This window comes from Microbacterium sp. NPDC056569, from assembly GCF_042793475.1.
Taxonomy (GTDB): Bacteria; Actinomycetota; Actinomycetes; order Actinomycetales; family Microbacteriaceae; genus Microbacterium.
In genome coordinates, this window is record NZ_JBHTUV010000006.1 from 65,268 (window position 1) to 86,531 (window position 21,264).

21 protein-coding genes are annotated in these 21,264 nt (G+C 72.5%); 12 read left to right on the top strand and 9 right to left on the bottom strand.

Annotated elements, in window-relative coordinates:
- The first annotated feature begins 146 nt into the window (after positions 1 to 146).
- Positions 147 to 923, top strand: coding sequence for an enoyl-CoA hydratase (locus ACFQ7C_RS08790; RefSeq protein ID WP_378899239.1), 777 nt, complete (start codon positions 147 to 149; stop codon positions 921 to 923).
- A gap of 35 nt (positions 924 to 958) precedes the next feature.
- On the opposite strand, the gene ACFQ7C_RS08795 is transcribed toward ACFQ7C_RS08790, so the two are convergent.
- A complete protein-coding gene (locus tag ACFQ7C_RS08795; protein WP_378899241.1) occupies positions 959 to 1,495 on the bottom strand; it encodes a MarR family winged helix-turn-helix transcriptional regulator in 537 nt (178 codons plus the stop codon).
- Between the two features lie 180 nt (positions 1,496 to 1,675).
- Here ACFQ7C_RS08795 and ACFQ7C_RS08800 point away from each other — a divergent pair, with 180 nt between their 5' ends.
- Genes ACFQ7C_RS08800 through ACFQ7C_RS08810 form a run of 3 tightly spaced genes read left to right on the top strand, consistent with a single transcriptional unit; the run spans position 1,676 to position 5,174 of the window.
- Positions 1,676 to 2,452, top strand: coding sequence for an electron transfer flavoprotein subunit beta/FixA family protein (locus ACFQ7C_RS08800; protein ID WP_378899243.1), 777 nt, complete (start codon positions 1,676 to 1,678; stop codon positions 2,450 to 2,452).
- An 11-nt stretch (positions 2,453 to 2,463) separates the two neighbouring features.
- Positions 2,464 to 3,429, top strand: coding sequence for an electron transfer flavoprotein subunit alpha/FixB family protein (locus tag ACFQ7C_RS08805; RefSeq protein WP_378899245.1), 966 nt, complete (start codon positions 2,464 to 2,466; stop codon positions 3,427 to 3,429).
- A 5-nt stretch (positions 3,430 to 3,434) separates the two neighbouring features.
- Positions 3,435 to 5,174, top strand: coding sequence for a cytochrome b/b6 domain-containing protein (locus ACFQ7C_RS08810; RefSeq protein WP_378899246.1), 1,740 nt, complete (start codon positions 3,435 to 3,437; stop codon positions 5,172 to 5,174).
- Positions 5,175 to 5,184: 10 nt separating this feature from the next.
- Here the strand turns inward: ACFQ7C_RS08810 and ACFQ7C_RS08815 are convergent, their stop codons facing one another.
- A complete protein-coding gene (locus ACFQ7C_RS08815) occupies positions 5,185 to 5,865 on the bottom strand; it encodes a pentapeptide repeat-containing protein (protein ID WP_378899248.1) in 681 nt (226 codons plus the stop codon).
- A gap of 128 nt (positions 5,866 to 5,993) precedes the next feature.
- Between ACFQ7C_RS08815 and ACFQ7C_RS08820 the strand changes: the two genes are divergently transcribed.
- The 3 genes from ACFQ7C_RS08820 to ACFQ7C_RS08830 are packed head-to-tail and all read left to right on the top strand — an operon-like array spanning position 5,994 to position 8,832.
- Positions 5,994 to 7,259, top strand: a complete 1,266-nt coding sequence (locus tag ACFQ7C_RS08820) for a sensor histidine kinase (RefSeq protein WP_378899250.1) — start codon at positions 5,994 to 5,996, stop codon at positions 7,257 to 7,259.
- Positions 7,247 to 7,957, top strand: a complete 711-nt coding sequence (locus ACFQ7C_RS08825) for a response regulator (RefSeq protein WP_378899252.1) — start codon at positions 7,247 to 7,249, stop codon at positions 7,955 to 7,957. The genes ACFQ7C_RS08820 and ACFQ7C_RS08825 overlap by 13 nt, the downstream gene beginning before the upstream one ends.
- Positions 7,954 to 8,832: a DUF4097 family beta strand repeat-containing protein gene (locus ACFQ7C_RS08830; RefSeq protein WP_378899254.1), complete on the top strand. Its 879-nt coding sequence runs from the start codon at positions 7,954 to 7,956 to the stop codon at positions 8,830 to 8,832. Before ACFQ7C_RS08825 ends, ACFQ7C_RS08830 begins: the two co-directional genes overlap by 4 nt.
- Before the next feature lie 230 nt (positions 8,833 to 9,062).
- On the opposite strand, the gene ACFQ7C_RS08835 is transcribed toward ACFQ7C_RS08830, so the two are convergent.
- Both ACFQ7C_RS08835 and ACFQ7C_RS08840 read right to left on the bottom strand, forming a co-directional pair.
- Positions 9,063 to 9,869, bottom strand: a complete 807-nt coding sequence (locus tag ACFQ7C_RS08835; RefSeq protein WP_378899256.1) for a coenzyme F420-0:L-glutamate ligase — start codon at positions 9,867 to 9,869, stop codon at positions 9,063 to 9,065.
- Between the two features lie 100 nt (positions 9,870 to 9,969).
- Positions 9,970 to 10,476: a GNAT family N-acetyltransferase gene (locus ACFQ7C_RS08840; protein ID WP_378899258.1), complete on the bottom strand. Its 507-nt coding sequence runs from the start codon at positions 10,474 to 10,476 to the stop codon at positions 9,970 to 9,972.
- A gap of 213 nt (positions 10,477 to 10,689) precedes the next feature.
- Here ACFQ7C_RS08840 and ACFQ7C_RS08845 point away from each other — a divergent pair, with 213 nt between their 5' ends.
- Positions 10,690 to 11,250 carry an acyl-CoA thioesterase gene (locus ACFQ7C_RS08845; RefSeq protein ID WP_378899260.1) on the top strand — a complete coding sequence of 187 codons (561 nt, stop codon included), beginning with the start codon at positions 10,690 to 10,692 and terminating at the stop codon, positions 11,248 to 11,250.
- Positions 11,251 to 11,254: 4 nt separating this feature from the next.
- Here the strand turns inward: ACFQ7C_RS08845 and ACFQ7C_RS08850 are convergent, their stop codons facing one another.
- Together ACFQ7C_RS08850 and ACFQ7C_RS08855 are read right to left on the bottom strand one after the other, a co-directional pair.
- Entirely contained in the window at positions 11,255 to 11,560 is a 306-nt protein-coding gene (locus tag ACFQ7C_RS08850; protein ID WP_378899261.1) for a hypothetical protein, read from the bottom strand.
- A gap of 61 nt (positions 11,561 to 11,621) precedes the next feature.
- Positions 11,622 to 11,936 (bottom strand): ATP-dependent DNA ligase, encoded by a 315-nt coding sequence (locus ACFQ7C_RS08855; RefSeq protein ID WP_378899262.1) that lies wholly within the window; start codon positions 11,934 to 11,936, stop codon positions 11,622 to 11,624.
- 133 nt (positions 11,937 to 12,069) lie between these two features.
- Here ACFQ7C_RS08855 and ACFQ7C_RS08860 point away from each other — a divergent pair, with 133 nt between their 5' ends.
- Positions 12,070 to 12,858, top strand: a complete 789-nt coding sequence (locus ACFQ7C_RS08860; RefSeq protein ID WP_378899263.1) for an EAL domain-containing protein — start codon at positions 12,070 to 12,072, stop codon at positions 12,856 to 12,858.
- Positions 12,859 to 12,878: 20 nt separating this feature from the next.
- Here ACFQ7C_RS08860 and ACFQ7C_RS08865 read toward each other — a convergent pair whose 3' ends face one another.
- Positions 12,879 to 13,136, bottom strand: a complete 258-nt coding sequence (locus ACFQ7C_RS08865) for a hypothetical protein (RefSeq protein ID WP_378899264.1) — start codon at positions 13,134 to 13,136, stop codon at positions 12,879 to 12,881.
- A gap of 42 nt (positions 13,137 to 13,178) precedes the next feature.
- On the opposite strand from ACFQ7C_RS08865, the gene ACFQ7C_RS08870 reads away from it, so the two are divergent.
- On the top strand, positions 13,179 to 13,481 hold the full coding sequence (locus ACFQ7C_RS08870; RefSeq protein ID WP_378899265.1) for a hypothetical protein: 303 nt from the start codon (positions 13,179 to 13,181) through the stop codon (positions 13,479 to 13,481).
- On the opposite strand, the gene ACFQ7C_RS08875 is transcribed toward ACFQ7C_RS08870, so the two are convergent.
- A complete protein-coding gene (locus tag ACFQ7C_RS08875; protein ID WP_378899266.1) occupies positions 13,473 to 15,425 on the bottom strand; it encodes a diguanylate cyclase domain-containing protein in 1,953 nt (650 codons plus the stop codon). The two genes, ACFQ7C_RS08870 and ACFQ7C_RS08875, sit on opposite strands and share 9 nt — an antisense overlap.
- Positions 15,426 to 15,645: 220 nt before the next feature.
- On the opposite strand from ACFQ7C_RS08875, the gene ACFQ7C_RS08880 reads away from it, so the two are divergent.
- Positions 15,646 to 16,278 carry a hypothetical protein gene (locus ACFQ7C_RS08880; RefSeq protein WP_378899268.1) on the top strand — a complete coding sequence of 211 codons (633 nt, stop codon included), beginning with the start codon at positions 15,646 to 15,648 and terminating at the stop codon, positions 16,276 to 16,278.
- 49 nt (positions 16,279 to 16,327) lie between these two features.
- Here ACFQ7C_RS08880 and ACFQ7C_RS08885 read toward each other — a convergent pair whose 3' ends face one another.
- Positions 16,328 to 17,236 carry a LysR family transcriptional regulator gene (locus ACFQ7C_RS08885; protein ID WP_378899269.1) on the bottom strand — a complete coding sequence of 303 codons (909 nt, stop codon included), beginning with the start codon at positions 17,234 to 17,236 and terminating at the stop codon, positions 16,328 to 16,330.
- Between the two features lie 164 nt (positions 17,237 to 17,400).
- Here ACFQ7C_RS08885 and ACFQ7C_RS08890 point away from each other — a divergent pair, with 164 nt between their 5' ends.
- The gene (locus ACFQ7C_RS08890) at positions 17,401 to 21,228 is read left to right on the top strand and encodes a proline dehydrogenase family protein (RefSeq protein ID WP_378899270.1); all 3,828 of its coding nucleotides are present in this window, start codon (positions 17,401 to 17,403) and stop codon (positions 21,226 to 21,228) included.
- The last annotated feature ends 36 nt before the right edge of the window (positions 21,229 to 21,264 follow it).

Below are 21,264 nucleotides of genomic sequence, written 5' to 3' on the forward strand. Positions count from 1 at the left end.
ACCTGTCACGATCTGCCCCCGAGCTCGGCACTTTGTGACAGGTGAGCAGCAGGCACCCCTGGCCCCCATCAGCTCACCTGTCACGAAGTGCCGTCGGGGGCGACACAATGTGACAGGCGAACAGCAACCCGCAACCGAGGAGAGACATGACCGAGTACGAGACGATCCTCGTGGAGACCCGCGGGCGGGTCGGATGGATCACCCTCAACCGCCCGGAGGCGCTCAACGCGCTGAACTCGCAGGTGTGCCGCGACGTCGTGGCCGCAGCATCCGTCTTCGATGCCGATGAGGGGATCGGCGCGATCGTCGTCACCGGCTCGGAGCGTGCGTTCGCCGCCGGCGCCGACATCAAGGAGATGGAGTCGAAGTCGGGGCTCGAGATGCTGATGGGCGACCACTTCGGCGGCTGGACGCAGTTCGCCGCCGTGCGCACGCCCGTGATCGCGGCCGTCTCGGGCTATGCGCTCGGGGGCGGGTGCGAGCTCGCGATGATGTGCGACATCATCCTGGCCGCCGACTCCGCGAAATTCGGGCAGCCCGAGATCAACCTCGGCGTCATCCCCGGCATGGGCGGGTCGCAGCGCCTCATCCGCGCGGTCGGCTACTACAAGGCCGCCGAGCTCATCCTCACCGGACGGATGATGGATGCTGCGGAAGCAGAGCGGTCCGGACTCGTGTCGCGCGTCGTGCCGGCCGCCGACCTGCTCGCCGAGGCGCAGAAGACGGCGGAGGCGATCGCGTCGAAGAGCCTCCCGTCGCTGTACGCCGCGAAGGCCGTGCTCGACGCCGCGCTCGAGACACCGATGGCCGAGGGACTGCGCCTCGAGAAGCACGTGTTCGCGAGCCTCTTCGACACCGAGGACCAGAAGGAGGGCATGGCCGCCTTCCGCGAGAAGCGCGCTCCGGAGTTCACGGGCCGCTGAGGTGGCACCGGCATCCCGGGCTGTCCATCGGTAGGTCAGAGGGGGTCGGGCTGGGGCCTCGGCTCGGTGAAGTCGCCGGCGTCCTTGCGGAACCGCGCGATGATGCGCACGAGCTCAGTGGTGTCGGCGTCCGTGAGGCCGGGGTCCTCGAAGACCTCGGTGTTGAGCGCCGTCGTCGCCCGCTCCACGAGGTCGCGGCCGGTCGAGGTGAGCACGAGCATCGCGGCGCGTCCGTCGCCGGGGTGGGGCTCGCGCGAGACGAGACCGTCGCGGGCCAGGCGGTCGACCGTGTTCGTGACGCTGGTCGGGTGCACCTGCAGGCGGGCGATGGCGCTGGCCATCGGCATCCGTCCCTCTCTCGTGAAGCCGAGGAGGCGCAGCATCTCGTACCGGGCGAACGACAGGCCGAACGGCCTCAGCGCGGTGTCGATGCGCGCGAACAGCAGCTGCTGCGCACGGATGATCGACGTGACGGCGGTCATGCCCGCGGCGGCGCTCTCCCAGCCATGGGCGATCCACTGGCGCTTGGCCTCGGCGATCGGGTCGACCGGAAGACGCTTGGGTGCTGCCATGACGACCTCCTCGTCCCCACCGTACCGGTCCGGGGGCGTGATGATGGACGGCGGATGCCTCGAAACCGGCTTTATGTATACACACGGCGGGTCACGGGTCGGTCATCGCCGGTTCATGTCGCGGGATTGGGTACATTGCGCCGCGAGCCATAGACTCGTGCCCAGCGTGAGGAGATCGTCATGAAGATCGTCGTCCTGGTCAAGGAAGTCCCGGATACCTATGGGGATCGCAAGCTGTCGCTGGAGACCGGCCTGGCCGATCGCGGCGCGAGCGAGACCGTGCTCGACGAGATCGGCGAGCGGGCGCTCGAGGTCGCGCTGTCGTACGCCGACAAGACGCCCGGCACCGAGGTGGTTGTGCTGTCGATGACGCCCGAGTCGGCGTCGGCGACCGTGCGCAAGGGCCTCGCGATGGGTGCCGCGTCGGCGGTGCAGGTCGTGGACGAGGGGCTGCTCGGCGCCGATCTGGGGCTGACCGCCGAGGTGCTCGCGGCGGCGCTGCAGCGCACGGGGTTCGACCTGGTGATCGGCGGCAACCTGTCGACCGACGGCACCGGGGGGATCGTGCCCGCGATGGTGGCCGAGATCCTCGATGTGCCGTCCGCGACGTACCTCAGCTCGGTCGAGATCCGCGAGGGCGAGGTGCTGGGCACACGGGCCTCCGACGGTGCGACGCTGCAGGTGACGGCGGCACTTCCGGCGGTCATCTCGATCACCGAGGCGCTGCCCGACGCGCGCTTCCCCAACTTCAAGGGCATCATGGCGGCGAAGAAGAAGCCGTTCGAGACCCTGTCGCTCGCCGAGCTCGAGATCGATCCGCACGACCCCGCCGCGTCGCGGTCGATCGTGATCGCGCTCAGCGAGAAGCCGCCGCGCGAGGCCGGCGTCAAGATCGTCGACGAGGGGGATGCGGGCCAGAAGCTCGCCGACTTCCTCATCCAGAACCGGCTCGCGTGAGGACAGCACCCATGACTTTTGCGGATGACTCGATCCTGGTCCTCCTCGACACCACGCCCGCGGGCGCGCTCGCGAAATCGGCGGCCGAGCTGCTCGGTGCCGCCGCCTCGGTGGGCACGCCGGTCGCGCTGATCGTCGGCGACGCCGCGCTGGCGACGGATGCTGCGGCCCTCGGCGCCGCGTCGGTGCTGGTCGCGCCGGCCGGCGACGGGCTGACGGTCCCGCGGGTGGACGCGTTGACGGAAGCCGCCGACCAGGTGCGTCCCGACGCGATCCTGGTGTCGAACTCGGTGGAGGGTCGCGAGGTCGCCGGCCGGTACGCCGCGCGGACCCGTTCGGGAGTCGCGGTCGACGCGATCGGCGTCTCGCGCGACGCCGAAGGCGTGGTCGCGCACCACTCCGTCTACGGCGGCGCCTACAACGTGGACTCGGCCGTGACGTGGGGCGCGCCGGTCATCACGATCCGGCAGGGCTCGATCGACGCCCGCGCCGAGGCGGTCGCCGGCGTCGAGGCCGAGCCGCTCGAGGTGCGTGCCTCCGAGCGCCGCGCCGCCACCGTGATCTCGGTGGACGAGGCCGTGGTGTCGTCGTCGCGTCCGGAGCTGCGTGGCGCGGCCCGCGTGGTGTCGGGCGGGCGCGGGCTCGGCTCCGGTGAGAAGTTCGCCCTCGTCGAGCAGCTGGCCGACGCGCTCGGGGCCGCGATCGGCGCGTCGCGCGCCGCGGTCGACGCCGGGTACGTGCCGTACTCGTACCAGGTGGGGCAGACCGGTGTGTCGGTGTCGCCGCAGCTGTATGTGGCGCTCGGCATCTCGGGTGCGATCCAGCACAAGGCGGGCATGCAGACCGCGAAGACCATCGTCGCGATCAACAAGGACGCGGACGCCCCGATCTTCGAGATCGCGGACTTCGGCGTCGTGGGCGACCTGTTCACGGTCGTGCCGCAGCTGATCGCCGCGCTCGAGGCGAAGAAGGCGTAATCCGCATGGCGACGTTCGGTTCCACGGTGCGGCGCGGTCTGCCGCGCGTGCCCGGCGGCGAGCCGTGGCCGCCCGCCGGCGCCGCGCCCGGCGCCAACGGCAACGGCTCGATCGCCGACTCGGTGGCCGAGCCCCCCCTCGTTGAGCGAGCGAGGAGCGAGCGAGACGAAACGCCCCGGACCGACGCGCAACCCGATGTTGGCGAGGCTGCGGCTGCGGTCGCTGCAGCATCGGTGGCGGAACACGGGGGAGCGGATGCCGCGACCCCGCGTGTCGCGACCCCCGAAGCGTCGGCGCCCGGTGCGCGCGCCGTGCGCCGCGGCTTGCCGCGCGTGCCCGGCGGCGAGCCCTGGCCTCCGGCTGGTGCCGCGCCGACCGCCGCGGTGGTGGCAGTCGTTGCCGCCACCGAGACCGCCACGCGGCCAGAAGCGACACCTTCCGAGGCCGCGGCCGAGGCGAAGGTGGCACCTGTGGTCGCCGCCGCCGCGGAGATCGGGCAAGACGTGACACCTTCGGCACCGACCAGCGGGGCGAGGGCGCTGCGCCGCGGGCTTCCCCGCGTGGCCGGCGGCGAGCCGTGGCCTCCGGCGGGATTCGCGCCGACCGCAGCTGCTGCAGCAGCGACGGATGCTGCGCCCGCACGGGTAGCGGAAGCACAGCCGGCGGCTGCTGCCGAGGTGGCAGCATCCGTTGCGCCTGTCGCCCCCGTCTCGCGCACCACCGCCACCGGTGTCCCGCTGTCGGAGCCGTTGCCGTTCCGCCGCACGGTGTGGGCCGGTGCGAACGCGGGCACCCGCCCGGGGGCCACGGCGGAGCCGACGCGGATCGGCCCGTTCACCCGGGTCCAGTGGGCGGGCGCGGTGATCGTCGGCGGCGCCGGCCTGCTGTACGCCGCGGGCATGGCCGTGCTCGCGGTGCGGTGGCTGCTGTCGACGCAGTGGGGGTTGGACTTCCTCGCGGCGTACCCGGGCGAGTACCACCTGCCCGAGGGGGCTCCTGTCGGGTTCCCCGCGTGGCTCGGGTGGCAGCACTTCTTCAACGTGTTCCTGATGGTGCTGATCATCCGCACCGGTCTGCAGGTGCGCACCGAGAAGCGCCCCAGCGTGTTCTGGTCGCCGCGGAACAACGGCCGCCGCAAGATCAGCCTGAACCTGTGGTTCCACCAGTCGCTGGACATCCTGTGGCTCGTCAACGGCGTGATCTTCGTGGTGCTGCTGTTCCTGACCGGGCAGTGGCTGCGGATCGTTCCCACCAGCTGGGAGGTGTTCCCCAACGCGATCAGCGCGGCGCTGCAGTACGTGTCGCTGGACTGGCCCACCGAGAACGGCTGGGTGAACTACAACTCGCTGCAGCAGCTGGCGTACTTCACGACGGTGTTCCTCGCCGCGCCACTCGCGGCGATCACCGGCGTGCGCATGTCGGGGATCTGGCCGAAGAACGCGACGGGCCTGAACAAGGCGTACCCGGTCGAGTGGGCGCGCGCCGTGCACTTCCCGGTGATGCTGTACTTCGTGGTCTTCATCGCGGTGCACGTCTTCCTCGTGTTCGCGACCGGGGCGCTGCGCAACCTCAACCACATGTACGCCGCGCAGGGCTCGGTCGACCCGAACGCCTACGCCGACAACTGGACCGGCTTCTGGTTCTTCGTGGCCTCACTCGTCGTGATCGCGGCGGCGTGGGTCGCGGCGCGCCCGCTCGTGCTCGCGCCGATCGCCCGCCTGTTCGGCAAGGTCTCCGGGCGCTGACGCGGCCGGACTATTCGACGACGACGCCGGCGAGGTCGGCGAGGGCTGCGGCCATCAGGTGCAGCTGCTCCGGTGAGATCGTCGCGCCCCGGAGGCCCTCCATCCCGATCACCTGGCCGATGTCGGCGCCTCGCAGATCGACGTCGGTGAGCTGGGCACCGCTGGCGTTCAGCGTGCCGACGCGGGCGCCGTCGAACGCGACGCGGCGGGCCGCAGCATCCAACAGGTCCATCTCGTCGATGGTGCAGTCCACGAAGGCGACGTCGAGCAGCTCGGCACCCCGCAGGTTGACGTAGCCGAGCTTGCAGCGGGTGAAACGGATGCCGCGCCACGCCACGTCGAAGGCTTCGAGCGAGCCGAGTCTGCTGTCGACGAACTCGACGTCGCGCCAGCCGCCGCGCGCGGCGGAGACCGCGGGGATGTTCGCGCCGGCGAACACGGACTCGACGACCCGCGCGCCGCGCAGCGCCCAGGTTCCGAGGTCGAGGCCGTCGAAGCGGCACGCCTCGACGGTGTCGCCGGTGCCCAGCTCCCACGTCTCGCGGCTGATGCCCGAGTACGCGACGCCGTCGAGGCGGCCCGCGTCGAGCATGGCGTCGTCGCCGGCGTCGAGTGCGCCGAGCACCGACTCGTCGAAGTCGAAGGAGGGCGACTGCGTGCCCTGGGTCTTGCGGGATCTGGCTGCTGGCATCGCGGCAACCCTAGCGCGCAGCGCCGACGCTCCGCCCGCGGGGGAGGACCGGGAGGGGGGATAACCCGAAGAGAAGTCTCCGGATGGCTCGGGCGCGCGGCGCGCCCCGCGCGCCTACCGTAAGGGGCATGACCTCCTCGGACTCTCCTCCCGTCCACCCGGTGACGCGGCCCGCACAGGTGGCGGGCGCCATCGCGCAGCTCGCCGCCCTCGGCGTCATCGGCGCCGCGGCCTTCTCGCTCCTGTTCTCGCTGCTGGGCGTCGGCATCGGTCTCGTGTTCGTGCTCGGCATCGGCCTCGTGGTGCTCGTCGGCCTCGTCTACGTGCTGTTCGCACTCGGCTGGCTCGAGACGCAGCGCGTCGACGGCCTGTACCGGTTCGGGCTCGCACCCCTGCGGCCCCGCTCGAGCGGCCGCCCCGGCTTCGGCGGCTTCCTGCGCACGCTGTGGATGCAGACGATCGACCCGGGCACCTGGCGGGCGATCGCGAACCTCGCGATCGCGACGATCCTCGGCTGGGTCGTCGTGGCCCTCGCCGGCCTCATGGTGTCGGGCGCGGTGCTCGCGTTCACGCCGCTCTTCGCCGACGCGAACGCCGTGCGTCTCGCGCGCACCGGCATCGAGGTGCCGCTCGCGTGGGCGGTGCCGGTGGGCATCTTCGCGGCGCTCTTCTCCGCCGCCGCGCTGATCGGGCTCGGCGTGCTCCACGGCATCCTCGCGCGGGCCATCATGGTGCCCTCGCGCGAGGCGCAGCTCGCCGCCGCAGCGCGCATGTCGAGCCAGCAGCACGCCGGCGCCGTCCGCGCCGCCGACGTCGAGCGCACGCGCATCGAGCGCGACCTCCACGACGGCGTGCAGCCGCGGCTCGTCTCGGTCGGCATGACCCTCGGGCTCGCGCAGCAGAAGATCGACGCCGACCCCGAGGCCGCGAAGGCCCTCATCGACGAGGCCCACACCTCGACCAAGGCGGCCATCACCGAACTGCGGCAGCTGGCCCGCGGCATCCACACCTCCGTCCTCGACGATCGCGGCCTCGACGCCGCCATCTCGGCGCTCGTCGCCCGATCCGTCGTGCCCGTGCACACCGACGTCCGTCTCGACGGCCGCTGCAGCCGCGACACCGAGGCCGCCGCGTACTTCGTGATCGCCGAGGCCCTCACCAACGCCGCCAAGCACTCGCGGGCGACCGAGGTGCGGGTGGTCGCGCGGCTGCGCGAGCCCGGCACGCTGTGGGCCCGCGTCGAGGACAACGGCGTCGGCGGCGCGCGGGTCATCCCCGGCGGCGGCCTCGACGGCATCGTCAACCGCGTGCTCGCGGCGGGCGGCGAGGCCCGCATCGACAGCCCCGCCGGCGGCCCGACGAGCGTGGAGGTGAGCATCCCGTGCGCATCCTGATCTGCGAGGACTCGGCGCTGCTGCGCGCCGGCCTGGTGCGGGTGCTCGAAGACTCGGGCCACGAGGTGGTCGCGGCCCTCCCCGATGCGACGCAGCTGGACGAGACCGTCGACCGCACCGCCCCGGACCTCTGCATCCTCGACGTGCGGCTCCCGCCGACGTGGGTGGACGAGGGCATCCGCGCGGCGCTGTCGCTGCGGGCCCGGCTCCCCGAGCTCGCGGTGCTCGTCCTCTCGCAGTACGTCGAGGAGCGCTACGCCGCCGACCTCATCTCGTCGAGCGGCGGGGCGCTCGGGTATCTCCTCAAGGACCGCGTCGCCGACGTCACCGACTTCCTCGAGGCGATCGAGCGCATCGCGGCGGGCGCCACGGTGCTCGACCCAGAAGTGGTCGCGCAGCTGCTCAGCCGCAGGACGAGGGACGAACGGATGCTGCGCCTCACCGAACGCGAGGCCTCGGTGCTCGCCCTGATCGCGGAGGGACGCTCCAACCAGGCCATCGCCAAGACGCTGCACGTCACCGAGGGCAGCGTCGAGAAGCACATCACCGCGGTCTTCCAGAAGCTGGACCTCGAACCCGACGAATCGGGCAACCGGCGAGTGCTCGCCGCGATCGCCCACCTCGAGCACGGCGGCCCGACGCCGCCGCCCCCGACGACACCCGGCGGCCGCGGGCCGCAGACAGGAACGAACCGATGAGCACGACCATCACGCCTCCGCCCTCCACCCCCACCCCTCCTCCCGTGACGCCCGAGCGTCCCGCCGGACAGCCCCGGCCGCCCGCCGGCGGATCGCGTGCCGTCGCGATCGTCGTGATCGTGCTGGGCGGGATCGTGCTGCTCGGCGCCACGGTCTCGGCCGCCGTCGGGACCATCGCGTCGGCATCCGTCCACACCTCGTCCCGCACCCTCGATGCGGCCGGCGTCGAGGAGCTCGACGTCGATGCCGCGGCCGGCACCCTGCGCGTCGAGTTCGGCGACGTGTCGGACGCGGAGCTCGAGGTGACGAGCTCGTGGGGCGCGGAGGCCTGGCGCTTCGAGCGCGACGGCGACACGCTGCAGGTGTCGTCGCCCGACCGCTTCGGCTGGTTCGGATGGCGCGGCTGGTTCGGCGACGGGGGCGCGGATGTCGTGCTGCGGCTGCCGGCCTCGCTCGATGGCCTCGATGCGGACGTGTCGCTCGCGGCCGGCGAGTTCGTCACCGACGGCGAGTTCGGCCGGCTCGACCTGTCGCTCGCAGCGGGGGCGTTCGACGTCTCCGGTTCGGCCGAGTCCCTCAGCGCCGACGTCAGTGCCGGGCGCGGCACGCTCGAGCTCGACGGCGTCCGCGAGGCCGACCTCACCGTCAGCGCGGGTTCGCTCGACGCCACCCTCACCGGCGCGCAGCCGGACGCCGTCGAGCTCGACGTGAGCGCGGGTTCGCTGCGGCTGACCGTGCCCGAGGGTGACTACGACGTGCGATCGGATGTGTCGGCGGGCGAGTTCGACAACAGCATCGGCTCGGTCCCCGGCGCATCGAGCACGGTCAACGTCCAGGTCTCAGCCGGTCAGGCCGTGCTGAAGTCCGGACGCTGAGCCGCAGCATCCGTCTCCGGCCCGTCGTCGCAGCTCAGCGACGGCGGGCCGGACTTCGCGGTCTGGTCTGCTGCCCCACCACCCCCACCCCTCGTTCGTTCGTCAGATGTATGCGGAATCGGCCGAATCGCGTACATCTGTGACGAACGAACAAAGAGATCGCGCGGAGGGATCGGGGGCGCGAGGGCGGATGCGTCGGGGAGAGACGGATGCTGCCGCCCAAGGCACGATCAGGGGCCGGAGCTGAACACCTCGGCGTCGGCGTCGCGGCCACGCGCGAGGCCCGCGGCGAATCCCTCGGCGTAGGCCTCGTCGGCGCCGAGACGGAACATGTCCTTCTCGAGCGGGCGCACGATCGAGCGGGCGCCGGGCAGGTCCAGGGCGCCGACGAGGTCGGCGCGCCCGCGCACCACGGCCACGGGCCGCCGGGCCGCCTTGCCCTTGACGAGATCCGCCGCCGCGGCCAGCTCGTCGGCGACGCACGGCATGGTGACGACGAGAGGGCGGCCCTCAGCATCCGTGCCCCCGCGGAGGTCTTCGAAGACGTGCACGCCGCCGGCGCCGATCGCGTGGTCGGTCTGCCCCTCGCGCCACGCGCGGCCGAGGGTGTCCGACACCAGGACGCCGACCTCGACGCCGAGTCGCTCGCGCAGCCCTGCGGCGATCGCCCGGGCGGAGGCGTCGGGGTCGACGGGCAGCAGCAGCACCGTGCCCTCGGGCGTGTTCGAGGCGTCGACGCCGGCGGCGGCCGACACCATGCCGAGGCGGTTCTGGACGATGCGCGTCGTCGACCCGTTGGGGGTGCTGCGGGAGGCGACGACCCGCACGGTCTCGGCGGTGATGGCGTCTTCGCGGTCGTCGGCGACGACGAAGCGGCCCTCGGCCTTGGAGACGATCTTCGAGGTCACGACGAGGATGTCGCCGTCGGCGAGGTCGTCGCCTGCTGCGCGCGCGATGACGTCGACGAGGTCGGCGCCCGCCTCGATCTCGGGGATGCCCTCGAGGGGCCAGACGGTGAGCGCGGTGCGAGGCGGCATGGGTCCAGTCTTCCGGATGCGCGGACGCGTCGGCGTCACCCCGGAACGGACGAAGGGGCGCGCCGGCGAACCGGACACGCCCCCTCGGGACAGCGATGCGTCAGCGCACGAAGCGCACCTCGGTCAGCGTCTCGCCGAGGAAGGGCTCGGTGTGCGTGGCGCCGTCCAGCGCGAAGCCGTTGCGCGTGTAGAAGCGGTGGGCGCGCGGGTTGTCGTCGGCGACCCAGAGGTACAGGTCCTCGGACGGCTCGACGACCGCGTCGAAGAGCTTCTGGCCGATGCCGGTGCCGTGGTATGCGTCGAGCAGGTAGATGAAGTACAGCTCGCGGAAACGCGGGGCGTCCTTGTCGCGGGCGGGGCCGGAGCCGGCGAAGCCGACGATCTCGCCGTTCACGAGCGCGGCGAACATCTTGAACTCGGGGCCCTGGACGGCCCAGTGGGTCCAGAGCTCGGCCAGGCGCTTGGGCGAGACGGCCTCGAGGGCGGCCTTGCTGATGAGGTGGTCGTACGTCTCGTGCCAGGCGGTCGCGTGGACGCGACCGAGGGCCTCCGCGTCGACGTCGCGCACCGGACGGACGACGATGTCGGTCTGGGTTTCGGCTTCCATGGGCCAGACTCTACGCGGGTCGGCGCGAGACCCGAAATCGGGCCAACGGCGCGTGAACGGCGGGTGGCGAACGGATGCTGCGCGCCCCGCGATCTCCGCGTTCACGCGGAATCAGTCCGCGGAGGGAGACGGCCCGGACGGATGCCGCGGCTCGCTGTCGAGAACCGACAACCGAATCGGCGCCGTCGTCGAGGATCGCTACGATCGCACCTCGTGAACGTGATGTGGCGGACCCTGATCGTGATGGTGACCGCGCGGCGGCGGCTGCGGCGAGGCGGACGCCTCGGCCCGAACGAGATCAGCCGGATCCGGCTCACCACGCTGCTCACCGACATCGACCTGCTGCGCCACATGAACAACGGGCGCTACCTCTCGCTGTTCGATCTCGGCCGGTGGGACCTGCTCGTGCGCACCGGCCTCTGGGACGTCATGAAGGCCTACGGCTGGTACGCGGTCGTCTCGAGCGAGACCGTGACGTTCCGCAAGTCGCTGAACCTCTGGCAGAAGTTCGACGTCGAGTCGCGCATGATCGGGCACGACGACAGAGCCGTCTACCTCGAGCATCGCGCCGTGGTGGGCGGCGAGGTCTACGCCCGCGCGATCATCCGTGCCCGCATGATGAAGCGCTCAGGCGGCACTCTCTCGCACGATGAGCTCTTCGCCGCGATCGGCCGCCCCGAGGGCGTTCCCGAGGTGGATGCGTGGGTGCACGACTGGGCCGCAGCATCCGCTCTTCCGTCCACGCGCGCCGAGGCGCCCAGCCTCTGGAACTGACGCGTCAGCGGAGGGCGACGGTGGCGATGAGCGACATCGCCGCGATGATGCCCACGTTGATGGTCGCGAGCAGCAGCGTCCAGAACCGGCTGGGCTCCAGGTGCGTCCAGCTGCGGTGATCGACGGCGTCCAGCGCGGCGTCGAGGGAGCGGTACCGGCCGACGGTCCGTCCGCCGCGCGTCGCCACGTAGCCTCGTTCGTCCCGCTTCACCTCGCCCACCCGGCGGCCGAACCGATCGGCGGCCCAGGAGCCGCGCTCGGGGGCCGACCAGTGGATCTCACCGACCCGATCTTCGGTGTGCTGTGTCATGCGTCCACGCTAGGGACGCGTCATCGCCCCCTGCGGGTCTTGACAGAGGCGCCCGCCGCGGTTATTGCGGTGCGGCAGGGCCGTCGGGTTCGGGGACGATGGTGAGTCCCGCGGGCGAGTTCGCCGCCTTGGTGAGCGCCTCGACCCAGGCCGGGTTCAGGCGCGGCTGGCGGCCGCCGAAGTACTCGAATGCCAGCGAGACGTTCGGGCTCAGCCACACGGAGGTGCGTCCGAGGCCGGCTCGGGTCGGGTCGGTCCACGTGAACGGGAACGATTCGCCGCGCCGCAGCTTGGCCCAGATGACCGCCTGGAGATGCGCGAGGATCCGGTCGTCGATCGACGCGGTGACGCGGGTGTCGTAGGTGAGCGTGCCCATCGCCCCCACCTTAGCCCCCGTGCCGCCGCAGAGCCCCATGGCGGCTCCGGGGCGGGGTGGCGCGCATTATACGCAGATTCCCCGTCCGTGTCCGGTGTTGCGCCGGGTTGCGAATGTCGTCGACTCTTGTGACATGCCCCGTTCTCCACAGCTCACTCGTGACTTGCGCGCCGCGCTCTCGACCGGCGAGCTGTGGATCGCGTTCCAGCCCCAGTACGACCTCCGCCCGTCGGGCGCGGACGAGGCCGCGGCACCGGTCGTCCCCGTCGCCGTGGAGGCCCTCTGCCGCTGGAATCACGCACTCCTCGGCGCCGTTCCGCCCGACACATTCATCCCCCTCGCGGAGGAGGGGCACTTCCTCGACGAGGTCGATCTGCAGGTGTTCGCCCGGGCATCCGAGCAGGTCGTGCGGTGGCGCGCGTCGGGCCATCCTCTCGGTCTCGCGGTGAACGCCTCTCCCGCGCACTTCTCGACGAGGTACGCCGACGCGGTCGTCGCGCGACTGGACGGACTCGGCATCGATCCTGCCGGTGTCACGGTGGAGATCACCGAGGCGCCGACGCCCCAGCTGCGCCCGGAGATGGTGACGGCGATGCGGGCGCTGCAGTCCGTGGGGATCTCGATCTCGGTCGACGACTTCGCCGGCGGCGACACCACGGTCGCGATGCTGGAGGCCCTGCCGATCGACGAGGTCAAGATCGACCGCTCGCTCACGCAGCGGACGGACGCCGAAGCCGACGACGTGATCGCCGCCGTGGTGCAGAGCAGCGCCCAGCACGGCTGGCGCGTGCTGGCCGAGGGCATCGAGACGGTCGCCGACCTCGAACGCTCCCGTCGGCGCGGCTGCGACCGCGGACAGGGCTACCTGTGGGGTCTTCCGCTGCCGTCGGAGGAGATGGACGCGCTGCTCGCCACGGTCTGATCAGACCGGGCCCGCGGGCGTCAGAGCCCGTAGTCGGGGAGCTCTTCGCCCGGCTCGTCGGTGGGGGCGGGCGCGTCGCCGACCTCGAACTGCGACCACGTCACCGGCATGCCGGGGGAGAACAGGATGTCGACTCCCGGGCCGCCGCGCAGCGGCGGGATGTTCACGTAGCCGCCACCCGCCTTGATCGCCTCGAGGATCTTCGTCTTCAGCTCCGACACGGGGTCGGGCAGGAAGTAGTCGCGTCCATCGACGGTGAGCCGGTTCACGATCGCCATCGCCCCAGCGTACCTGTGCCCGCGCGCCCGTAGGATCGAGCGGTGGGCACACTTCACTACGGCGCACCTCCCGCGTCCTTCACGATCGACGATCGCACGCTCGCTCACCTCGAGCTGGTCATCATGGCGAAGCTGCGGCGTCGGGAGAACCTCTCGTTCGCCCACGTCGACGAGGACACGTCGCTGCGTCAGGCCGTCTGGATCTCGCCGGTGACGCCGCTGCGATTCGAATACGAGGGTCCGATGCCGGAGATCAACCGGCTCTGGCTGCAGGACCTGATCGACGCCGCGAACTCGTCGGCCGGACTGCGGGTCCTCCCGGAGCCCGACCTCCCGTCACGCTGAGACGCGGCCGCCGCCGTCCCGCTTCGCCCGGTACATCGCGGCGTCCGCCGCATCGAGCAGTCCGCCGGGGGAGATCCCGCGCTCGGCCGCCACGACGCCCGCTGAGGCGCCCGCGGATACCTCGACGCCCCGCACGGTGATCGGCTCGGTGATCGCAGCCAGCGCACGCCCCGCGATCGCGGCGGCTTCCGCGGGCCCGGCGCCGACGCACACGATCACGAACTCGTCGCCGCCGAGTCGCACGACGATGTCGGAGCTGCGGGCCACCCCGCTCAGCCGCCGGCCGATCGCAGCCAGTACGGCGTCGCCCATCTCGTGGCCATGGGTGTCGTTGATCGCCTTGAAGTCGTCGAGGTCGAGGAACACGACGGCCAGCGCCGCCTCCGAGCCGCGCAGCAGCTCATCCAGCCGGTCGTCCAGGAAGCGGCGGTTGTGCAGACCCGTGAGAGCATCGCGCAGCGCGAGCTCGGCGAGCTCCGCCTGCGTGCGTGCGACCATGGCCGACCTGATCTCCTCGCCGAGATCGAACGCGTCCTGCGCGTGCTCGCCCCACGGGAGGCTGCGGCCCGTGACGCTCTCGCGCCAGGCGGAGAAGGACCGGCGCGGGGAGAGAGGCGTGTCGCGGTTCTCGGGTCCCTGGTCGCCGAGCCAGTCGACGGTGCGCGACACCTCGCTGCGCACGAACACCAGCGTGTCGCCGTCGGCGCCCAGCGGGACGATGAGGAGGCCGGTCACGCCGGGCACCTCGACCGCGAGCTCGGGTCGTTCGATCGGGAGCGCCTCCCACAGCAGCCTTCCCGGGCCGAGCTCGTCGATCACGGCGAAGAGACGTGCCGGAGGCGGGACCACGCCCACCGTGTGCACGGAATCGCCCATCCGCAGCAGCGCGCCGTCGGCGGGGACCACATCGAGCACGGTCCGCTCGCCGCTCATCAGCACGGCGCCGACGTCGCCGCGACCGTAGAGCGGGGCGATGAGGGCGATCCGCCGCTCGCGCGCCTCGAGCTGCCGGCGCAGGCGCCGGATCTGCTCGGCGGCGGCGAGCTGGGTGACGACCTGGGTCGCCATCACCTCGAGCGCTCGGCGGAGCAGCACGGGGAGCCGCCGCGGGCTGCGGTGCGCGCACGTGAACATCCCGACGAGACGGTCGTCGATGACGAGGCCGAACGACACCGTCGAGGCCTGCCCCATGTTGCGCATGAACTGGAGGTGGTGCGGCGACACGGCGCGCAGCTCGGTGCCGCCGAGGTCGACCGGCGCCTCCTCCGGGAGGAGGGTGTGCAGGGCGAGTCCGGGGTCTTCCGTGTCGGCGATCACCCGCGATCGCTTCTCGATGTACAGGGCACGGGCCTGCGCGGGGATGTCGGACGAGGGGAAATGCAGCCCGAAGTACGGCTCCATGTCGGGCTCGCGCTCGTCGGCCACGACCTGTCCGTGGCCGTCGTCGTGGAATTCGTAGCACATCACGCGGTCGTAGCCCGTGATGGCTTTCATCTCGCGCGCAGCCGACTGGCGCAGCTCGTCGGGGTCGGTGATGCCCGCCAGCCGCTGGATGGCGCCGACGACGCCGGTGCGGACGTACTCGAGCTCCGGAACGACGGGTTCGAGCTCGACCATGAGCGGCACGGTCCCGCGATGCGCGATGACGTCGTAGACGGCGCCCTCGAACTCCGCGCGCACCGGGTCGACGGCCAGCCCCTGGCTCAGCGCCCACGAGAGCGTGTCGCTGCCGGCCGCGCGCAGATCGCGACCGAGCCAGTGCTCGACGTTCTCGCTCACGACGACCACGACGCCGGTCGCCTCGTCGATGCCGAAGAGCGCGCCGTGCGACTGGATGCGTCCGATGGTGCGGATCTGCTCCTGCGAGCACTCCCGCAGCCGGAGCGCCTCGGCGTCATCGCGGGGGAGGTCGCCGTCGTAGACGAGTGCGGGTGAGTCGGTCAACGCGAGTCCTTACGGGCGTAGCGGGTGGGGGGAACTGCGTCGGCGAGAGGACTCATCCTATGCGGGCGCGCGTCGGGAACCTATTGCCCCGCGGCGCACGTCCGCTCTAGCGCAACCGGCGTGCGCACGCAACGGGTTTGCCGGTCGCCGGGTCCGGAGGTTGCCTGACAGTGGTGGCGCCGGTCGACCCCCGCCGGCGCCGGAGGGAGAAGGAGGAGCCGTGGACACGACCACCCTGATCTGGATCATCGTCGGCATCGTCATCCTGCTCGTGATCGTCGGCGTCGCCCTGCTGCTCACCGCGCGCGGGCGCCGCGAGCGTCGGCGGGAGCACCAGCACGATCGCGCCGAGAAGATGCGCGAAGAGGCGCGCGAGACGGAGCTGCAGGCCCGCCAGCACGAGGCCGAGGCGGCACGCGCCCGTGCGGACGCCGCCGCGGCAGCCGCCGCCGCAGAGGATGCCAAGGCACGGGCGGCCGAAGCCTCGATGGACGCCGAACGCCGCGCCGGACGCGTCGACGACCACCGCGCCGAAGCGGAGGGACTGCGCCAGCAGCACGCCGAAGCGCTCCGCAAGGCCGACGCCGTCGACCCCTACGTCGACGATGCCGACGGTCGCACCGCCGCGGCGCCGCCGGCCGCCGCGTACACGGGCGACTCCGGGGACGGCCGCGACGCCGTGCTGGAGGGCACCGAGCGTGACCGCCGGAACACCGCGGACGCCCGCGACGACGCCCGCTCCGGCGGGCCCGCCGGCACACGGGCCGACGCCCGCGCAGACACGCACGACGACGCCGCGCGCGAGAAGATCACCCGGCCGCCCGCTCCGCCGGCGCGCACCGAGCGCCCCTGATCGGGAGACGGATGCTGCGACCTCGCCGACCCGCGATGCCCGGGCTCGCCTAGGGGCCCGGGGGCGCAGCATCCGTCCGCCGCAGCGGGAACGCGTCGCGGAGCGCGCGCCGCACCTCGAGGATGCCGGCGCGCGCCTGCGAGGCCGTGCGCTGCGCCGTGAAGATCTCGCGCGCGGGGCGTCCGGGCAGATCCAGCAGCGACACCGGGATCGCCGAGCCCTCCCACAGCAGGTCGGGCAGCACCGCCACCGCCTGTCCCGCGGCGACCAGTCGCGCATGCGCGGACAGGTCGGCGAGCTCGTACCGCACGTCGGGCTCGAACCCGGCGGCGCGGCACTGCTGAACGGCCCACAGTCGCGCGGCGGTGCCGGCGGGCTCCATCACCCAGGGGCGGTCGCGCAGGTCGTCGAGCGAGCGGGCGGGATCGACGGCTGCCACCGCCAGGTGGATCGGGTCGGTGCCGAGCGGATCGCGCTCGAGGCCCTGCGCGTGCGCGCGCGTGTGACCGGGGTACTGCTCGGCGATCACGAGGTCGACGCCGCGCGCCGTGAGCTCGAAGAGGCCGAGCTCGGGCGGCATCTCGACGAGTTCGACCCGCAGATCGGGCGCGCGCTCGGCGAGGAGCGCGAGCGCCGCGGGCACGATGGCGAGCGCCGCGGTCTGCATGACCGCGACGCGGACGGGGGCGAGGCCGGGGTGCAGCGACTCGAGCTCGCCGCGTGCCCGCTCGTCGAGATCGAGGGCGCGCGCGGCGTGCGCGGCGAGGACGCGACCGTGCTCGGTGAGTCGCACGCGCCGGCCCTCGGGGGCGAGCAGCGCGACGCCGGCCTCCTTCTCGAGCTGCGCGAGCTGCTGCGAGATCGTGGACGGGCTGTACGACAGCGCCTCGGCGACGGCGGCGAGCGTGCCGCGCAGCGCGAGCTCGTGGAGCAGTCGCAGGCGTCGCAGTTCGAACATCGGAATCCCATCGAGAATCTCGAACGATATCGATCGTAGATGATCGCTATTCACGAATGAACGGATGCCTCACCCTTGACCTCATGCAGCAGGTGGAGCCGATGACGCACGATGAGGTGCAGGCTGGAAGCACGGAGTCCGACGACGTGACGGCTGGAGTGCGAATGGAAGACCGATCCGACGAGCGCCTGGCCGGCGAGGCGGTGGCCTTGGCACAGCGGTGGATCGCGGAGAGCGCCGAGGTCGCGGTCGACCCGGCGGCCGAGCGCCTGGCCGGCGTGCTGAAGGACCCGAACGGCCTGCCGTTCACCATCGGGTTCGTCGACGGCGTGATGCGTCCCGAGAGCCTGTCGGCCGCAGCATCCCATCTGCAGCGCGTCGCGCCGCTCGTGCCCGACTTCCTGCCGTGGTACCTGCGCGGTGCCGTGCGCGTGGGCGGTGTCGTCGCACCGGTGCTGCCGTCGCCGGTCGTTCCCATCGCCCGCCGGGTGCTGCGCGAGATGGTCGGCCACCTCGTCGTCGACGCCCGCCCCGACAAGCTCGGCCCCGCCATCGCCGCGCTGCGCGAGAGCGGCGCACGGCTCAACCTCAACCTGCTGGGCGAGGCGGTGCTCGGGGAGCAGGAGGCGCTGCGCCGGCTGGAGGGCATTCACGAGCTCATCCGCCGACCCGACGTCGATTACGTCTCCGTGAAGGTCTCGGCGATCGCCAGTCACATCTCGATGTGGGCGTTCGAAGAGGTCGTCGAGAAGGTCGTCGACCGGCTGCGGCCGCTGTACCTCACGGCGGCGTCGCCGACGAGCTCGGCGAGCGGGCCGACGTTCATCAACCTCGACATGGAGGAGTACCGCGACCTCGATCTCACGATCGCGGTGTTCACGCGCCTGCTGGCGGACCCGCGTCTTCGGCACCTGGAGGCGGGCATCGTGCTCCAGGCGTACCTCCCCGACGCATTGCCCGCCCTCGAGCGCCTCACCGCGTGGGCCCAGGAGCGCGTCGCCGGCGGCGGCGCCCGCATCAAGGTGCGCCTCGTGAAGGGCGCGAACCTCGCGATGGAGCGCGTCGACGCCGTCATGCACGACTGGAGCCTCGCCACCTACGGCGAGAAGGTCGACTCCGACGCCAACTACGTGCGCTGCCTGCGGTACGCGCTGGACCCGGCGCACACGCGGGCCGTGCGCATCGGCGTCGCCGGGCACAACCTCTTCGACATCGCCTATGCGTGGCTGCTCGCCGGCCGGACCGGCGTGCGCGACGCTTCGGCAGGCTCGGTGCAGGCGGGATCGAGCGCCGCCGGCGCGTCGCCCGATGTCGAGTTCGAGATGCTGCTCGGCATGGCGCAGGGCCAGGTCGAGGCGGTCACGCGCGAGGTCGGCCATGTGCTGCTGTACGTGCCGGTCGTGCGCCCCGACGAGTTCGACGTGGCCATCAGCTACCTGGTGCGCCGCCTCGAGGAGAACGCGTCGAGCGACAACTTCCTCTCGGCCGCCTTCGACCTCGCCGACGACCCCGCGATGTTCGACCGCGAGCGCGACCGGTTCCTCGCGTCGCTCGTGCGCGCCGGCGACCCTGCGCTCGCGACCGGGCCGAACCGCGGGCAGGACCGCGCCGTCGAGGCGGCGCTCGCCGCCGGCGGCGAGGACGCCGCGGCCGCGGCCGACGCCGCCCGCGCCGGGTCCCCCCGCGCACAGGCGCGCCTGCGCCGCGCGGCGGCCACCGCGGACGAGGCGGGTCTCACCCAGGCCGTGATCGGCATCGCGCGCTCCGCCGCGCCAGGCGACACGGCGCCCGTGGAGCGGTCCGTCCCCGAGCAGGTGTTCGGCGCCGAGGCGTTCGTCGAGACCGCGGTCTTCGCGCCGCGCGAGTCCGGGATCCGGGTCGCGGGCGCCCCGGGATTCCGCAACACCGCCGACAGCGACCCGGCCCTGCCCGCGAACCGGGCGTGGGCGCGCAGCATCCTGTCGCGCATCGAGACCTCCCGCGCCGGCGACGCCACCGTCGCGGCGGCCCGTGTGGCCGACGAGCCCACGCTGCAGGGAATCGTGGCACGCGTGCGCGACGCGGCGCCCGCGTGGGGTGGGCTCCCCGCGGCCGAGCGCAGCCTCGTTCTCACCGCCGCCGCACGGGCGCTCGAGGCCCGCCGCGGCGAGCTCATCGAGGTCGCCGCCTCCGAGACCGGCAAGGTCTTCGCCGAAGCGGACGTCGAGGTGAGCGAGGCCGTCGACTTCGCGAACTACTACGCCGCGACCGCGCGCGAGCTCGACCGCGTGAGCGGGGCCGTGTTCGAGCCGGCACGACTCACCGTCGTCACCCCGCCGTGGAACTTCCCTGTCGCGATCCCCGCCGGCGGCGTGCTGGCGGCGCTCGCCGCGGGCTCGGGCGTCGTCTTCAAGCCCGCCCCGCAGGCACGGCGCTGTGCGGCCGTCGTCGCCGAGGCGCTGTGGGAGGCGGGCGTGCCGCGCGACGTGCTCGCCCTCGTCGACATCGACGAAGGCGGCCTCGGGCAGACCCTGCTGTCGCACCCCGACGTCGACCGCGTGATCCTCACCGGAGCGTGGGAGACGGCGGCGCTCTTCCGCTCGTGGCGTCCCGACCTGCCGCTTCTCGCGGAGACCAGCGGCAAGAACGCGATGATCGTCATGCCGACCGCCGACCTCGACCTCGCCGCATCCGATCTCATCAAGAGCGCGTTCGGCCATGCCGGCCAGAAGTGCTCCGCCGCATCGCTCGCGATCGTCGTGGGTCCGGTCGGGCACTCGCAGCGCTTCGCGCGGCAGCTGGTGGATGCTGCGACCTCGCTGCGCGTCGGCCCGCCGTCCGACCCGCTCAGCGAGGTCGGCCCCGTCGTCGAGGTGCCGCGCGGCAAGCTCGAGTGGGCGCTCACCACCCTCGACGAAGGGGAGTCGTGGCTCGTGGAGCCGCGACGCGTGGACGGTGCGCCCGAGTACGCCGGGCGGCTCTGGACCCCCGGCATCCGCACCGGGGTGCAGCCGGGGTCGCGCTTCCATCGCGAGGAGTTCTTCGGCCCGGTGCTCGGGATCATGCACGCGTCGTCTCTCTCGCACGCGATCGAATTGCAGAACGCCGTCGCCTACGGACTCACCGCGGGGCTCTACACGCAGCACCCCGACGACCTCGCGCTGTGGCTCGACCGCGTCGAGGCGGGGAACCTCTATGTCAACCGCGGCATCACCGGCGCGATCGTGCAGCGCCAGCCGTTCGGCGGCTGGAAGCGCTCATCGGTCGGCGCGGGCGCCAAGGCCGGCGGTCCGAACTACCTCGTGGGCCTCGGTCGGTGGCGTGCGAGCTCCGGCGCCGCGGCGTCGACGACGCTGCACCTGCGCGGCCTCGACACCCGCATCGCCGCGCTCATCGAGGCCGCCCAGCCGTCGCTCGGCTACGAGGCGTTCGAGTGGCTCCGCCGCGGCGCCCTGTCGGACGCCATCGCGTGGGACCGCGAGTTCGGCCAGGTCAAGGACGTCTCGGCCCTCGGCGTCGAGCGCAACCTCTTCCGCTACCGTCCGATCCCGGCGGTCGCGCTGCGCGCCACCGCCGACGCCTCGTGGCAGGCGGTGCTGCGCGTCGTGATCGCGGGCCTGCGGGCGGGCTCGAGGCTGACCCTGAGCGCGCCTGTCGGCCTGCCGGCGGCCGTGCGCCGGGTGCTCGCCGACGAGGACGTCGCCGTGTTCGTCGAGACCGACGAGCAATGGCTCGAGCGTCTCACCGCGGTCGACATCGTCGCGGCGGCCGCCGACGCCGACCCCGAGCCGCGGCCCGCGCGCGTGCGCCTCATCGGCCAGACTGCCTCGGTGGCGGCGCTGCACACCCTCGTCGCACAGGCGGTGGGCGGCGACCCCGACCTCGCGGTCTACGACAACGAGGTGACCACCGCCGGCCGGCTGGAGCTGCTCCCGTTCCTCCACGAGCAGTCCGTGACGATCACCGCCCACCGCTTCGGCAACCCCGACCCCTGGAGCGAGCAGGTCATCTGACGGAGACGGATGCTGCGGCCCGCAGCATCCGTCCCG

What these genes read in the sequence shown, in the direction of transcription:
- ACFQ7C_RS08790 (WP_378899239.1), top strand. Translation starts at nt 147, where the DNA reads ATGACCGAGTACGAGACGATCCTCGTGGAGACCCGCGGGCGGGTCGGA.
- ACFQ7C_RS08795 (WP_378899241.1), bottom strand. Translation starts at nt 1,495, where the DNA reads ATGGCAGCACCCAAGCGTCTTCCGGTCGACCCGATCGCCGAGGCCAAG.
- ACFQ7C_RS08800 (WP_378899243.1), top strand. Translation starts at nt 1,676, where the DNA reads ATGAAGATCGTCGTCCTGGTCAAGGAAGTCCCGGATACCTATGGGGAT.
- ACFQ7C_RS08805 (WP_378899245.1), top strand. Translation starts at nt 2,464, where the DNA reads ATGACTTTTGCGGATGACTCGATCCTGGTCCTCCTCGACACCACGCCC.
- ACFQ7C_RS08810 (WP_378899246.1), top strand. Translation starts at nt 3,435, where the DNA reads ATGGCGACGTTCGGTTCCACGGTGCGGCGCGGTCTGCCGCGCGTGCCC.
- ACFQ7C_RS08815 (WP_378899248.1), bottom strand. Translation starts at nt 5,865, where the DNA reads ATGCCAGCAGCCAGATCCCGCAAGACCCAGGGCACGCAGTCGCCCTCC.
- ACFQ7C_RS08820 (WP_378899250.1), top strand. Translation starts at nt 5,994, where the DNA reads ATGACCTCCTCGGACTCTCCTCCCGTCCACCCGGTGACGCGGCCCGCA.
- ACFQ7C_RS08830 (WP_378899254.1), top strand. Translation starts at nt 7,954, where the DNA reads ATGAGCACGACCATCACGCCTCCGCCCTCCACCCCCACCCCTCCTCCC.
- ACFQ7C_RS08835 (WP_378899256.1), bottom strand. Translation starts at nt 9,869, where the DNA reads ATGCCGCCTCGCACCGCGCTCACCGTCTGGCCCCTCGAGGGCATCCCC.
- ACFQ7C_RS08840 (WP_378899258.1), bottom strand. Translation starts at nt 10,476, where the DNA reads ATGGAAGCCGAAACCCAGACCGACATCGTCGTCCGTCCGGTGCGCGAC.
- ACFQ7C_RS08850 (WP_378899261.1), bottom strand. Translation starts at nt 11,560, where the DNA reads ATGACACAGCACACCGAAGATCGGGTCGGTGAGATCCACTGGTCGGCC.
- ACFQ7C_RS08855 (WP_378899262.1), bottom strand. Translation starts at nt 11,936, where the DNA reads ATGGGCACGCTCACCTACGACACCCGCGTCACCGCGTCGATCGACGAC.
- ACFQ7C_RS08860 (WP_378899263.1), top strand. Translation starts at nt 12,070, where the DNA reads ATGCCCCGTTCTCCACAGCTCACTCGTGACTTGCGCGCCGCGCTCTCG.
- ACFQ7C_RS08865 (WP_378899264.1), bottom strand. Translation starts at nt 13,136, where the DNA reads ATGGCGATCGTGAACCGGCTCACCGTCGATGGACGCGACTACTTCCTG.
- ACFQ7C_RS08885 (WP_378899269.1), bottom strand. Translation starts at nt 17,236, where the DNA reads ATGTTCGAACTGCGACGCCTGCGACTGCTCCACGAGCTCGCGCTGCGC.
- ACFQ7C_RS08890 (WP_378899270.1), top strand. Translation starts at nt 17,401, where the DNA reads ATGGAAGACCGATCCGACGAGCGCCTGGCCGGCGAGGCGGTGGCCTTG.